Source organism: Kitasatospora sp. NPDC048296, from assembly GCF_043201815.1.
Lineage (GTDB): Bacteria > Actinomycetota > Actinomycetes > Streptomycetales > Streptomycetaceae > Kitasatospora.
On the sequence record NZ_JBICZB010000047.1, the window covers coordinates 30,311 to 43,129 of the forward strand.

Genomic DNA, 12,819 nt, shown 5'->3' on the forward strand with positions numbered 1-12,819 from the left:
GCTACCGCTCGGTACTACGGGAAGAACGCCAGGCGATCAGTTCCGGCAGATCGTGTGGCCATGAGATGTCTGTACAGCTCTGGACGGGTGGACGACAAGATGTCTGTACACCCTCGCACCTGGCGATCGGGGTCCGATGAACCGCCGTCAGCCGTCCAACAGTTCGTCCGCGAGCAGATCCATCAGCAGATTGTCGTGCCAACTGCCGTCCGGGCCGCGCTCGTACTGGCGCATGGTGCCCACCGGGCGGAAGCCGACCTTGGCGTAGCAGCGGATCGCGGCCGCGTTGTCCGCGGCCGGGTCGATCACCAGCCGGTGGTAGTGGTGGTCGTGCACCAGGTGCCGGGCCATCACGCGGACGGCGTCGGTGCCCAGGCCCAGGCCGTGCACCGACGGGTCCAGGTAGAGGTCCATCCCGGCGTGCCGGTACTCGTCGTCGTTGTTGGCGTACCACTGGATGGCGCCGACCACCTTGCCACCCAGGTCGATCGCGAAGGTCTCGGTGTCGGGTGATTCCAGGTCCCCCGCGACCTCGTCGGCCAGGTCGTCGCCGCCGCGCCAACGGGCGAACACCTCGGGCGTGCTGCGGATCGCCACCAGCGCCGGGATGTCGTCCTCGGTGGCCGGGCGGAGGGTGACCAGGGTGCCGTGCAGAATCGTCCCCATATGGGGCATGTTGGCACGGAATCCGTTCCGCGGCGAGCGGTTTGACCACGCCGCCCGGGCCTTCGACCGCGTTGCCCGCACCCCACGCGACCAGGGATGATGCTCCGCCGTGACACACCTCATCATCATCGTCCTGGTCGTGGCGATCTCCGCCGCCGTGACCAGGGCCAGGAAGTCCAAGGCCACCACCTGGGCGCAGAGCGATTTCGACGCCGCGGCCTACGGCCTCGTCCCGCGCGAGCGGCTCGACCCGCACCGGGGCGGCCCGCCGCCGGCCCCGCACCGCCGCAAGGAGTCGCAGGCGATAGCCGACGCGGCCTGGGCCGGGAACTGGCGGCCCGCCGCCGAGTACGTCGAGGCCGCCGGGCAGGACTGGGACGAGCGCTGGTCCCGGCTGGAGCTGCTGGACTCGATCGCCGGCCAGGACGACGCCTGGCTCAAGGCCTGGCGCGCGGCCGACCCGGGCCACTGCGACGCGGCGGCCCTGGAGGCCAGCCGGATGGTGCACGCGGCGTGGGAGATCCGGGGCAGCAAGTACGCCCACGAGGTGCCCGAGGAGGACATGAACGCCTTCCGGACGATGCTGCCCGCCGCCATCGAGGCGGCCAAGCGGGCCTCGCTGCTCGACCCGGCCAACCCGGCGCCCTGGGTGGTCATGGTGACCGCGGCGCGCGGCGCCCAGTACCAGCCCGAGCAGTTCGAGGAGCTGTGGCGTGGCCTGATCGAGCGTGCGCCGTTCCACTACGCCGGCCACCTCCAGGCACTGCAGTACTGGTGCGCCAAGTGGTTCGGCTCGGACCGGAAGATGACGGCCTTCGCCGAGAAGGCGATGGACGCGGCCCCGGCCGGCAGCCCGCTGGCCGGCGTCTACCTGTTCGCGCTGCACGAGCTGGAACTGCGCAAGACCCTCGGCGGGCTGACCAGCGACGCGACCCGGCGCCGACTGAAGCAGGTGGCCGCCTCGCTGGCGCAGGTCCGGCCGGACGACCAGCGGCTGACCATGCTGCGGCACCTGCTCGCCGCCTACGCGGGCCGGGCGGAGCTGTACGACGTCGCGCTGGAGCAGTTCCGGGCGATCGGCCCGTACTGCGGCTGCAAGCCGTGGACCGAGGCCGACGACCCGGTGGCCGCCTTCGAGCTGGCCCGCGGGGCGGCCGTGCGGCTCTCCGGGGCGCAGCCGCTGCCGCCGGAGCTGCGACCCAAGGCGGCTCGCCCGTAAGGGCGTTGGGGCCCGACCGGCGGGGTGGGCCCGGGGCGGCGCCCGTAAGGGCGTTGGGGGCTACCCGGCGGGCTGGGCCTGGGCCGGGTCGCCGAGCGGTCCGAGCCAGACGGCGGTGACGGCACTGACGTAGCGGGCGCCGCAGTGGTCGTCGGGGACGACCAGCTGCGGGCCGGTGGTGTCCAGCGGGGCGCCGTCCATGCTGGTGGCGAGGAGGATCCGGCGGCCGCCGAAGTCCGGGTCGATCTCGGCCCAGGAGACCACGGCCCGGTGGCCGTCGGCGCCGACCACGTTGAGCAGGAAGCGCAGCCGCTGCTTGCGGCCGGAGAAGTCGATCCGGGGCTTGGCGGCGAGCAGGACGTCCAGCAGGGCCGGGCCCTCGTATCCGTGGCGCTGCTCGCCCTCGGTCCGGCAGTCGAAGCTGACCTCGACCCGGTGCGCGGGGAGGGTGCGCAGTTGCTCGACGGTCAGCTCGGCGGGCTCGTCGAGGTAGCCGTGCAGCCGGACGGTGGGTCTCGCCGGGGTCATGGTGCTCCCTCCTCCCGGGCCGCGTCGCTGCGGCCCGGGAGATGGGTACCCGAGGGGGAGCCCGGGCATTCGCAGTTGCGACGCTGAATGCCTTCTTTCATCGGCAGCTGCGATGACTCGAAGGTCTTTCAGCTCGCAACTGCGAGTCCTCGTGCGGGGCGCGCCGGAGGAGACGGCTCGGCGCGCCCCGCACCCATTGGAGCAGCCCGGCAATCGGGTGGACGACTGGTTCCGGGCACCAGCCGCACGCCCTTTCGCTGGATGATCCGACAAGAAGGTTCACGGTCTCTCGGCTGGCATTTACGATGCGATCAACGCCTTCGTCCTCGCATGTGCGATAGATGTGGGTGCGACGTACCACCGCGACACCCGGGCGAGAGCGAGCGAGAGATGATCGTCGGAGACCTGCTGCACCTCGACGACCTGTCCATCCGGCTGGCCTGGGGCACCCCCGAGCTGCTCGACCGCCCGGTCACCGGCGTGAGCTCCACCGACCTCCAGGACCCGGCCCGCTACCTCCAGCCCGGCGAGCTGGTGCTCACCGGACTGGTCTGGTGGCAGCCCGCCGACACCTCCGGCGCACTGCGCTTCGCCACGGCCCTGCGCAGCGCGGGCGTGGCGGCGCTGCTGGCCGGCGAGGGCACCCACGGCAGCATCCCGGACAGCCTGGCCGAGGCCTGCCGCACCCACGGCATCCCGCTGCTCGCGGTGCCCGCCGGGGTGAGCTTCCGGGCCGTCACCGACCGGGTCTACCTGCGGCTCTGGGGCGACCTGCGGGCCGGGGCCCAGGACACCGCGGCCATCCCGGAGACCGTCCGGCGTGAGCTGCTCGACCTGGTCCGCGCGGAGGCCGGGCCCGGCGAGGTGCTGGCGCACGCGGTCGGCCGGCTCGGACTGCCGGACTGCTCGCTCACCACCGCCGGCGGCCGCCCCCTCGCCCCCGGCGCCCCACCCGTACCGTCCGTACCGCCCGCCGGGCGCGGCGAGGCCGGGCTGCCGGTCGGCCCGCAGGACGGCTCCCCCTTCGACGGCTGGCGGCTGCGGGCCCACCCGCGCACCCCGGCCGCCGACCCGGCGCTCCAGGGCCTGGCCGAACTGCTCGCCCCGCTCGCCGCCCGCGCCCAGGCCGCGGCGGGCGCCCGGCGCCGAACCGCCGGACGCCTGCTGGACGCACTCGCCGACGAAGGCCGACTCGCCGAGCCGCTGGCGGCCTGCGGGCTGGACGGCGCCGGGCCGCTGGTGGCGGTCAGCGCGCGGATCGAGCCCGGCCGGTCGGGCGACGAGGTGCCGGCCGGCTGGGCGGCGCACGCGCTGGCCGAGGCGCTGCACCCGCTCGACGCGCCCTACGCGGCGGGCACCGACCGCACCGGGCTGACCGCCGCGCTGGTGGCCGCGCCCGTGGAGCGGGTCGCCGAGCGGCTGCGCCGGGCCCGCCCCGCGCTCCAGGCCCGGCTGACCGGCCGGCGCACCCTGCGGATCGGGGTCGGCCCGGCGGCCCCGCCCGACCCCGAGCCGCTGCGGGCCGCGCTGGTGCAGGCCCGGTACCTCCTGGCGGGCACGGCCGGTCCGGTCGCCAGCGCGGCCGAACTGGACACGCTGGACGGGCTGCTGCGCGGCATCCCGGCGGAGGTGACGGCCGCCTTCCACGCCCGGCTGCTGGCCCCGCTGACCGCCCACGACGAGGAGAACAGCGTCTCGCTGCTGGGCACCCTGGCGGTGTTCCTGGACCACGACGGCTCCTGGGCACGGACGGCGGAGTCGCTGCACATCCACGTCAATACCGTGCACTACCGGATCCGCCGGATCGAGGAGCTCACCGGCCGCAACCTGGCCCGGCTGCGGGACCGGACCGACCTGCGGGCGGCGCTGCTGTGCGCGCCTCAGACCGCGTCGAGCTGAAGCGCCTCGCGGATGAAGCCCGTGGCACCCAGGTGGCATCCGATCAGGACGACGTCCTCGCCGTCCCGACACTCCATCACGTCCCAGTACTTCTTGATCGCCCCCGGGTCGCCCTCGCGCCACCTGCGCACCTCGACCAGCTCCAGGCCGCCCCTCGGCAGGTAGCGGGCCAGCGCGCTCGTCTCCCGGACCGGCGAGATCGCGAGCGCGGTGAGCGAGACGTGCAGAAAGGCCGCCTCCGGGCGGCAGTACGGCCGGGCTCCGATGACGCAGCCCTCGAAGACCAGCACCCGCCCGTCCTCGAACGCCTCCGGGTGCTGCTGCGTCCGCTCGCCCGAACCCGTGGGCAGCAGAGCAGCCGTCACCACGCCGAGGATCTCATCGAGCATCTCTCTCCCCCTCCGTCGCTTCCGCGTTCGAATCATTCGACCACGGACGGCGCAGCCCACGGACCCCACCCCGGAAACCGGCGGAAGATTCTTCCCGGCGGGTGTCGATCCGTCGCCCGCCCGATCGACGCAGGGGTGAGAGGCGGGGAGGGACCCCGCCCGCACGACCGAGGAGTCACCATGCCGCGCTTCATGACGCTGATCCGCATCGACGAGAACGCCCGCGACGGCTGGGAGCCGGACCCGGGCTTCGAGCAGCGGATGGGGGCGCTGTTCGAGGAGATCACCAAGGCCGGGGTGATGCTGGAGACCGCCGGACTGACCCCGACCGCCCAGGGCACCCGGCTGACCTGGGCCGACGGGAAGATCGACTACACCGACGGGCCGTTCACCGAGACCAAGGAGGTGGTCGGCGGCTACGCGATCCTGCAGTGCAAGGACAAGGCCGAGGCCCTGGAGTGGACCCGCCGCTTCCTGCGGACCCACCCGGCGACGTGGGCCGTCGAGGCGGAGGTCCGGCAGATCGACGAGATGCCGCAGCCCCCGCAGTAATCGCCGGAACCGCCGTGGGAGCCGGAACCGCTGTGGGAGCCGGAACCGCCGTGGCACCTGGAACCGCCGTGGCAGTGTTTGCCTCCCTCTCCGCCGACTGCTCTGATGGGTGGCCGTGACGGAGAGGGAGGCGGCGGCAGCCGTCGAGGCGGTGTTCCGGATCGAGTCCGCGCGGATCATCGCCGGGGTCGCCCGGATCGTCCGGGACGTGGGCATCGCCGAGGAGCTGGCGCAGGACGCGCTGGTGGCCGCGCTGGAGCAGTGGCCGCGCGACGGCGTCCCGGACAATCCGGGCGCCTGGCTGACGGCCACCGCCAAGCGGCGGGCGATCGACCTGGTGCGCCGCCGGGAGGTCTACGCCCGCAAGCTCGCCGAGGTGGGGCGGTCGGTGGAGGACGTGCCGCCGCCGGAGCCGGTCGAGCCGGACGACATCGACGACGACCTGCTGCGGCTGATCTTCACCGCCTGCCACCCGGTGCTGTCGGCGCGGGCCCGGATCGCGCTCACCCTGCGGCTGCTCGGCGGGCTGACCACCCCGGAGATCGCCCGCGCCTTCCTGGTGCCCGAGGCGACGGTGGCGCAGCGGATCGTCCGGGCGAAGCGGGCGCTGGCGAAGGCGGACGTGCCCTTCGAGGTGCCGTACGGCGACGACCGGGCGCAACGGCTCTCCTCGGTGCTGGAGGTCATCTACCTGATCTTCAACGAGGGGTACTCGGCCACCGCCGGGGACGACCTGCTGCGCCCGCAGCTGTGCGAGGACGCGCTGCGGCTGGCCCGGGTGCTGGCCGCGCTGATGCCCGCCGAGCCGGAGGCGCACGGGCTGGCCGCGCTGCTGGAGTTCCAGGCCTCGCGGACGGCCACCCGGACCGGGCCGGACGGGCGGCCGGTGCTGCTGGCCGAGCAGAACCGGGCCCGCTGGGACGGGCTGCTGATCCGGCGCGGCTTCGACGCGCTCCAGCGGGCGGGCGCCGGGCCGTACTCGGTGCAGGCCGCGATCGCCGCCTGCCACGCGAAGGCGCGGCGGTACGAGGACACCGACTGGGCCACGATCGCCGCACTGTACGGGCGGCTGCTCGTGCTGACGCCCTCGCCGGTGGTGGCGCTGAACCGGGCGGTGGCCGTCTCGATGGCCCAGGGACCGGCCGCCGCACTGGAGTTGGTGGACGCGCTGGCAGCGGAACCGGCCCTGCGCGACTACCACCTGCTGCCGAGCGTACGGGGTGATCTGCTGGCCCGGCTGGGGCGGGCGGCGGAGGCCAGGGCGGAGTTCGAGCGGGCGGCGGGGCTGACCCGCAACGAGCGGGAGCGGGAGCTGCTGCGGGAGCGGGCGGCCTCGCTGGGGAACCGACCCGCTGGAGACTGACTCACCGAGGAGCCGACTCGCCGGGGAACTACGGGGTTTCGTCCTGGCGCAGTCGGGCGCTGACCGCGCCGAGGCCCTCGGCGAGGACGGCCAGTTGCTCGCGGGTGAGTACGTCGATCAGCAGCTCGCGCACCAGGGCGACGTGCCCGGGGGCGGCCTGGCGGATCATCTCCCGACCCTGGTCGGTGAGTTCGGCGATGACGCCGCGCACGTCGCTGGGGCAGGAGCGGCGGGCGACCAGGCCCATCCGCTCCAGCTGGGTGACCTGGTAGGTCAGTCCGCTCTTGGAGGTGACCAGCTTGTCGGCCAGCTCGGTCATCCGCAGCGAGTCGCCCGGGGCGGCGGACAGGTGCACCAGGATCTCGTACTGCTGGTGCGAGAGGCCGGAGTCGTCCTTGAGCTGGCGCTCCAGCCGGCGGTTGAGCAGGTTGCTCGCGACGACGAAGCCCCGCCAGGCGGCCATCTCGTCCTGGTCGAGCCAGCGGGGTTCGTTCAGTGAGGACATGGGTGAAGCCTACTCCTGTTGTTCAAATTCGAACGAAGGTGTACCGTCGAACGCAGAGGTTCAAATTTGAACTATCCCCGTCATTCGAGCCCCGATTCCCGGTCCGGTCCCGGTCCGGTCCCGGTCCGATCCCGAGGAGGACGCCATGAGCGCCGCGGCCCCCGAGCGCATGCCCGCCCTGTACCTCTCGCACGGCGCGCCGCCGCTCGCCGACGACCCGGTCTGGCCGGGCGAGCTGGCCGCCTGGTCGGCCGACCTGCCGCGCCCCAAGGCCGTCCTGATGGTCTCCGCCCACTGGGAGGAGGCCCCGCTGGCCGTCGGCGCCGTCACCACCGTCCCGCTGGTCTACGACTTCTGGGGCTTCCCCGAGCACTACTACCGGGTGCAGTACGCCGCCCCCGGCGCGCCGGAGCTCGCCGAACGCGTGCGCAAGCTGCTGCGCGCCCCCGGCACACCCGTCCAGGACATCCCCGACCGGGGCCTCGACCACGGCGCGTACGTGCCGCTGGTGGAGATGTTCCCGGAGGCCGACATCCCGGTGCTGCAGATCTCCATGCCCACCCTCGACCCCCAGCGCCTGCTGGAGATCGGCCGCCGGCTCGCCCCGTTGCGTGACGAGGGCGTGCTGATCATCGGCAGCGGCTTCTTCACCCACAACCTGCGGGCGCTCAGCAACGACGGCCGGGTCGCCTCGGTGATGGCCGAGTTCGACGACTGGGGCAGGCGCGCCCTGGACGCCCACGACCTGGACGCGCTGCTCGACTTCGAGCACAAGGCCCCGGCCGGGCGCCTGGCCCACCCGCGCACCGAGCACTTCGCCCCGCTGTTCGTCACCCTCGGCGCCGGCGAGGCCGACCTCGGCAGCCAGCGCAGCGTCATCGACGGGTTCTGGATGGGGCTGGCCAAGCGGTCGATCCAGCTGGGCTGACCGAGGGCTACAGCGAGCAGCAGGTGAAGCGCTCACCGATGTGCTCGGGCTGCTCGATCTCGTCCACCAGGGCGACCGCGTAGTCCGGCACCGAGATCCGGCTGCGGCCCTCGGAATCGGTGAGCAGCTGCTCCAGGCCGGTCCGGTAGCGGCCGGTCCGCTCCCCCGGGCCGATCTCGGCGGACGGGCTGAGCACCGTCCAGCGGATGTCGGAGACCGTCCGGTAGTAGTCCAGCGCCGCGCCGTGGGCGTGCATGATCTGCAGGAGCGGCTCCGGCAGGCCCGGGGTGTCCCAGACCCGAACGCCCGGCGCTGTCTCCAGGCTGCCCGCGCCGCCGACCGCGACCAGCCGGGGCGCCCCGTCGCCGAGCGCGCGCAGGCCCTCGACCAGGGAGCGGGCGGCGGGTTCGATCAGCGCCAGGTGGCCGGGGCCGTCGCCGCCGCCGACGGCGCTGACCAGGACGTCCTGGCCGCCCGCGACCCGGGCCACGTCGGCCGGGTCCAGCACGTCGGCGCGCTCCACGAAGGCTGCTTCGCCCCGGTAGCGGTCCGGGTCGCGGACCACGGCGGTGAGCTCGTGCCCACGGGCCGCCGCCTCCGCGACGACGGCGTTGCCGATGCTGCCGTTGGCGCCGATCACGGCGATTCTGGCCATGGGGTACCTGCCTGGTTGCTCGTGTCGGGGGGATGGCGTCAGACAGGGTCGATTATCGGACTTGCGTCCGGTGGCGGCTCGGGGCCTGGGCCTTTCGTGTGACGGTCCGTCTCGTGCGACAGCCCGTCGAAGGAGTGATCACGCGCAGCGGCGGCCCGGCCGCCCGCGCGCGTCCTCGTGGAACCGGCGGGCGGCCGTGGGCGGGTGGTCGGAGCAGGGCGCTCGCTCAGGCGTGCGCGGTGGCGACGCGCTCGGCCTTGCTGCGCTCCACGCAGAACTCGTTGCCCTCGGGGTCGGCCATGGTGATCCAGCCCGTGCCGTCCGGCCGGCGGTGGTCGGCCAGCACAGTGGCGCCCAGTGCGACCAGGCGCTCCGCCTCTTCGTCCCGGTCGCGGTCCTGCGGCTGGAGGTCGAGGTGGACCCGGTTCTTCACCGACTTGCCGTCGGGCACCTTGATGAAGAGCAGCGAGGCCCCGGCGGAGTCCACCACCGCCTCCGGCTCTCCCGGGTTGTCGTCGTCGGCCAGGGTCCCGTCCAGCGCCTGCGCCCAGAAGCTCGCCAGGGCGAACGGGTCGGCGCAGTCGATCGTCACATGTCGTACCAGAGAAGCCATGCGCCTACTCTGGCCTGCGCCGTTCGGACGCGTCCAGCCTTTTTCGGGAGTGCCGGTGGCCGTCCAGCGGATACGGCGGGAAGGCCGGGACGATCTCCGCGAAGGCGTAGCCGCTCTTCTCCGCGACCCGGCAGGAGGCGTCGTTGTCGCCCTCGTGCAGCAGGTCGATCCGGAGCAGTCCGTCGTCGGCGAAGGTGTCGAAGGCCCAGGCGGTGAGGGCCTCCACCGCGCGCGGGGCCACGCCCCGGCCGCGCGCCGGGGCCGCCGTCCAGTAGCCCACCTCGGCCGACTCCCCGCCCGGGGCGCCGCGCTTGAGCGCGACGTTGCCGGCCAGTTCACCGGCTTCGAGGACGGCGAAGCTGTACCGGGTGCCGGCCGCCCAGCCCTCGTACTGCAGGCCCAGCCAGTGCGCGGCCTGCTCGGCGTCGGTCACCGGGGTGCGGGTGAAGCGGCGCAGTGTCTCGTCCCGGTAGGCCTCGATCAGGGCCGGGGCGTCGGTGTCCTCGAAGGGGCGCAGCAGCAGGCCGTCGGCCGTCGGGTGGGTGGTCACGGCGAGGGTCATCGGAGGCCCTCCCGGTGGAGGGCGTCGGGCCGCTGGTCGCTCATGGGTGGTGTCTCCCCCTGGGTTCGGAACCGTGCGTTGCGATCTTCCTGACGGACGGTCGGCGGCTCCACCGCGGTTCCGGGCCCGTCGTTCGCGGCTCCGACGAGCCCGGCTTGACCCTGACGCTGACGGCAGGGTCGGAGGGTTGTCCGCATGAGCAACGAGAACGCGGTGGAGCAGCGGGTCGTGGTGGTCACCGGGGCCGGGACGGGGATCGGGCGGGAGACGGCGCGGGCCTTCGCGGCCGAGGGGGCGCGGGTACTGGCGGTCGGGCGCCGGCCCGGGCCGCTGGCGGAGACGGCGACCGCCCACCCGGGCCTGATCGAGCCGCTGGTCGCGGACGTCACCGGGCCGGACGCGCCGGAGGCGATCGTCGGGGCGGCGCTGGAGACGTACGGGCGGCTGGACGTGCTGGTCAACAACGCCGGGATCGTGCCGAGCGGGCAGGGCCTGGGCAGCTACCACGCGGCGGGTGTCGAGGCGTTGCTGGCCGTCAACCTGGTCGCCCCGGTGCTGCTCGGGCAGGCCGCTCTCCCGGCGCTGACCGAGAGCCGGGGCGTGGTGGTCAACGTCAGCACCGCCGTCGGACAGCGCGGCTGGCCGACCAACTCGGTGTACGCGGCGAGCAAGGCCGCGTTGGAAACCGTCACCCGCAGCTGGGCGGTCGAACTGGCCCCGCGCGGCGTCCGCGTGGTGGCGGTGGCGCCCGGGGCGATCGACACCCCGATCGGCGACCACTCCGGGTACGGCCCCGAGCAGCTCGCGGCGATCCGCAAGTGGCAGATCGAGCACACCCCGCTGGGCCGGATCGGCCGACCGGCGGAGGTGGCCTGGGCGATCACCCGACTCGCCGCGCCGCAGGCCTCCTTCGTGACCGGCGTAGTGTTGTCGGTCGACGGGGGTGCCCTGGTGGGCTAGGCAGTGGGGCGGGCGGGGTACGGGTGCGGATCGGTGAACTGGCGCGGCGGGCGGGCAGTACCGCCCGGGCACTGCGGCACTACGAGCAGGCCGGGCTGATCGACTCCGAGCGCGCCGCCAACGGCTACCGGGAGTACGGGGAGTCCACGGTCGTGCGGGTGCGCAACATCCGCGCGCTGGTGGGCGCCGGGCTCACCCTGGCGGACCTCCGGCCGCTGCTGGGCTGCCTGGACGGGGACGTGCTCGCGCACCCGCCGTCCGAGCGGGTGCTGCGGATCGTCCGGGAGCGGCTGGCGGTGCTGGAGCGCCGGATCGCCGCCCAGACCGAGGCACGGGACCGGTTGGTGGCGGCGCTGGCGGCCGCCGGGAGTCCTACGGACGGGTGACACCCCCGATCGGGGGTGTGCAGGGGGCGCACGGGATAGGACAGTGGGCGCATGCAGATTCCACTCTCCGTGATGGACTTCCTCGACCGGGCCGAGCTGGTCTACGGCGACCGGGTCGGCATCGTCGACGAACCCGTGCAACCGGCCGAATCCTGGGGCGAACTGAGCTACCGCCGGATCGCCGAGCTCGCCCGGGCCCAGGCGGCCGGGCTGGACCGGCTCGGCGTCGGGCCGGGCGAGCGGGTCGCGATCGTCTCGCACAACTCGGCCCGGCTGCTGACCGCCTTCTTCGGGGTGAGCGGGTACGGCCGGGTACTGGTGCCGGTGAACTTCCGACTGAAGGCCGAGGAGGTCGCGTACATCGTCGAGCAGAGCGGCGCCTCCGTGCTGCTGGTCGACCCCGAACTCGCCGACGCGCTGGACGGGGTGGTGGCCAAGCACAAGTTCGTGCTCGGCGCGGACAGCGACGCCGTGCTCTACGACTTCGACAAGGCGCCCCGCCGGTACGCGATGTCCGAGAACGACACCGCCACCATCAACTACACCAGCGGAACCACCGCCCGCCCCAAGGGCGTTCAGCTCACCCACCGTAACATCTGGCTGAACGCGACGCTGATGGGCCTGCACTACGGCGCGAACGACCGGGACGTGTACCTGCACACCCTGCCGATGTTCCACGCCAACGGCTGGGGCCTGCCGTTCTCGCTCACCGCGCTCGGCGCCCGGCACATCGTGCTGCGCAAGGTGGACGGCGCGGAGATCCTGCGCCGGGTCGAGCGGCACGGAGTGACCTTCCTGTCCGGCGCGCCCGCCGTGGTGCAGATGGTGCTGGACGCGGCCGCCGACTGGGACGGCCCGGTGCCCGGCCGGGACCGGGTGCGGATGATCGTGGCCGGTGCGCCGCCGCCGACCTCGGTGGTGCAGCAGGTCGAGGAGCAGCTGGGCTGGGAGTTCATGCAGCTCTACGGCCTGACCGAGACCTCCCCGATCGTCACGGTCAACCGCTCGCGCGCCGAGTGGGACGCCCTGCCGGCCGCCGAGCGGGCCGAGAAGCTGGTGCAGGCCGGCGCCCCGTCGCTCGGCACCCAGCTGCGGGTGGACCCCTCCGGCGAGGTGCTGGTGCGCTCCAACACCGTGCTGGACGGCTACTGGCGGCAGCCCGAGGCCTCGGCCGAGGCGCTGCGGGACGGCTGGTTCCACACCGGCGACGGTGGCACCCTCACCGACGGCCAACTGACCATCTCCGACCGGAAGAAGGACATCATCATCAGCGGCGGGGAGAACGTCTCCTCGATCGAGGTGGAGGACTGCCTGTACAGCCACCCGGCGGTCGCCGAGGCGGCGGTGATCGGGGTGCCGCACGAGAAGTGGGGCGAGACGGTCAAGGCGCTGGTGGTGCTCCGGGAGGGCCACGGGTCCGTCACCGAAGCGGAGTTGATCGCGCACTGCAAGCAGCGGCTGGCCGGCTACAAGTCGCCCACCTCGGTGGAGCTCCGGGACGCGCTGCCGCGCACCGCCACCGGGAAGCTGCAGAAGTTCCGGCTGCGCGAGCCGTACTGGACAGGGCGGGAGCGTCAGGTCAACTGAGGTGGGG

General features: G+C 73.6%; 15 protein-coding genes. 8 read left to right on the plus strand and 7 right to left on the minus strand.

Annotated elements, in window-relative coordinates:
- Positions 1–147: 147 nt before the first annotated feature.
- Positions 148–666: a GNAT family N-acetyltransferase gene (locus ACGF12_RS25100; RefSeq protein ID WP_380611731.1), complete on the minus strand. Its 519-nt coding sequence runs from the start codon at positions 664–666 to the stop codon at positions 148–150.
- 109 nt (positions 667–775) lie between these two features.
- Here ACGF12_RS25100 and ACGF12_RS25105 point away from each other — a divergent pair, with 109 nt between their 5' ends.
- Entirely contained in the window at positions 776–1,885 is a 1,110-nt protein-coding gene (locus ACGF12_RS25105; protein WP_393034209.1) for a hypothetical protein, read from the plus strand.
- A 60-nt stretch (positions 1,886–1,945) separates the two neighbouring features.
- Here ACGF12_RS25105 and ACGF12_RS25110 read toward each other — a convergent pair whose 3' ends face one another.
- Positions 1,946–2,413: a molybdopterin-dependent oxidoreductase gene (locus ACGF12_RS25110; protein ID WP_393034212.1), complete on the minus strand. Its 468-nt coding sequence runs from the start codon at positions 2,411–2,413 to the stop codon at positions 1,946–1,948.
- A 390-nt stretch (positions 2,414–2,803) separates the two neighbouring features.
- Here ACGF12_RS25110 and ACGF12_RS25115 point away from each other — a divergent pair, with 390 nt between their 5' ends.
- Entirely contained in the window at positions 2,804–4,312 is a 1,509-nt protein-coding gene (locus ACGF12_RS25115) for a PucR family transcriptional regulator (RefSeq protein WP_393034215.1), read from the plus strand.
- Here ACGF12_RS25115 and ACGF12_RS25120 read toward each other — a convergent pair.
- Positions 4,294–4,701: a hypothetical protein gene (locus ACGF12_RS25120; RefSeq protein WP_393034218.1), complete on the minus strand. Its 408-nt coding sequence runs from the start codon at positions 4,699–4,701 to the stop codon at positions 4,294–4,296. The two genes, ACGF12_RS25115 and ACGF12_RS25120, sit on opposite strands and share 19 nt — an antisense overlap.
- 180 nt (positions 4,702–4,881) lie before the next feature.
- Here ACGF12_RS25120 and ACGF12_RS25125 point away from each other — a divergent pair, with 180 nt between their 5' ends.
- Both ACGF12_RS25125 and ACGF12_RS25130 read left to right on the plus strand, forming a co-directional pair.
- On the plus strand, positions 4,882–5,253 hold the full coding sequence (locus tag ACGF12_RS25125) for a YciI family protein (RefSeq protein ID WP_393034221.1): 372 nt from the start codon (positions 4,882–4,884) through the stop codon (positions 5,251–5,253).
- 115 nt (positions 5,254–5,368) lie between these two features.
- Positions 5,369–6,616 carry an RNA polymerase sigma factor gene (locus tag ACGF12_RS25130; RefSeq protein ID WP_393034224.1) on the plus strand — a complete coding sequence of 416 codons (1,248 nt, stop codon included), beginning with the start codon at positions 5,369–5,371 and terminating at the stop codon, positions 6,614–6,616.
- A 28-nt stretch (positions 6,617–6,644) separates the two neighbouring features.
- Here ACGF12_RS25130 and ACGF12_RS25135 read toward each other — a convergent pair whose 3' ends face one another.
- Positions 6,645–7,112, minus strand: coding sequence for a MarR family winged helix-turn-helix transcriptional regulator (locus ACGF12_RS25135; RefSeq protein WP_380611815.1), 468 nt, complete (start codon positions 7,110–7,112; stop codon positions 6,645–6,647).
- Positions 7,113–7,266: 154 nt separating this feature from the next.
- On the opposite strand from ACGF12_RS25135, the gene ACGF12_RS25140 reads away from it, so the two are divergent.
- On the plus strand, positions 7,267–8,049 hold the full coding sequence (locus tag ACGF12_RS25140) for a dioxygenase (protein ID WP_393034227.1): 783 nt from the start codon (positions 7,267–7,269) through the stop codon (positions 8,047–8,049).
- A gap of 7 nt (positions 8,050–8,056) precedes the next feature.
- Here ACGF12_RS25140 and ACGF12_RS25145 read toward each other — a convergent pair whose 3' ends face one another.
- From ACGF12_RS25145 to ACGF12_RS25155, 3 genes are all read right to left on the minus strand, one after another.
- The gene (locus ACGF12_RS25145; protein ID WP_393034230.1) at positions 8,057–8,704 is read right to left on the minus strand and encodes an NAD(P)-dependent oxidoreductase; all 648 of its coding nucleotides are present in this window, start codon (positions 8,702–8,704) and stop codon (positions 8,057–8,059) included.
- Between the two features lie 226 nt (positions 8,705–8,930).
- Positions 8,931–9,317: a VOC family protein gene (locus ACGF12_RS25150; RefSeq protein WP_393034233.1), complete on the minus strand. Its 387-nt coding sequence runs from the start codon at positions 9,315–9,317 to the stop codon at positions 8,931–8,933.
- A gap of 4 nt (positions 9,318–9,321) precedes the next feature.
- Positions 9,322–9,879, minus strand: a complete 558-nt coding sequence (locus tag ACGF12_RS25155) for a GNAT family N-acetyltransferase (protein WP_393034236.1) — start codon at positions 9,877–9,879, stop codon at positions 9,322–9,324.
- A 195-nt stretch (positions 9,880–10,074) separates the two neighbouring features.
- Here ACGF12_RS25155 and ACGF12_RS25160 point away from each other — a divergent pair, with 195 nt between their 5' ends.
- Genes ACGF12_RS25160 through ACGF12_RS25170 form a run of 3 tightly spaced genes read left to right on the plus strand, consistent with a single transcriptional unit; the run spans position 10,075 to position 12,812 of the window.
- Positions 10,075–10,839, plus strand: coding sequence for an SDR family NAD(P)-dependent oxidoreductase (locus tag ACGF12_RS25160; RefSeq protein ID WP_393034239.1), 765 nt, complete (start codon positions 10,075–10,077; stop codon positions 10,837–10,839).
- A 23-nt stretch (positions 10,840–10,862) separates the two neighbouring features.
- Positions 10,863–11,225 (plus strand): MerR family transcriptional regulator, encoded by a 363-nt coding sequence (locus ACGF12_RS25165; RefSeq protein WP_393034242.1) that lies wholly within the window; start codon positions 10,863–10,865, stop codon positions 11,223–11,225.
- Positions 11,226–11,276: 51 nt separating this feature from the next.
- Positions 11,277–12,812, plus strand: a complete 1,536-nt coding sequence (locus ACGF12_RS25170; RefSeq protein ID WP_393034245.1) for an AMP-binding protein — start codon at positions 11,277–11,279, stop codon at positions 12,810–12,812.
- Positions 12,813–12,819: the final 7 nt, after the last annotated feature.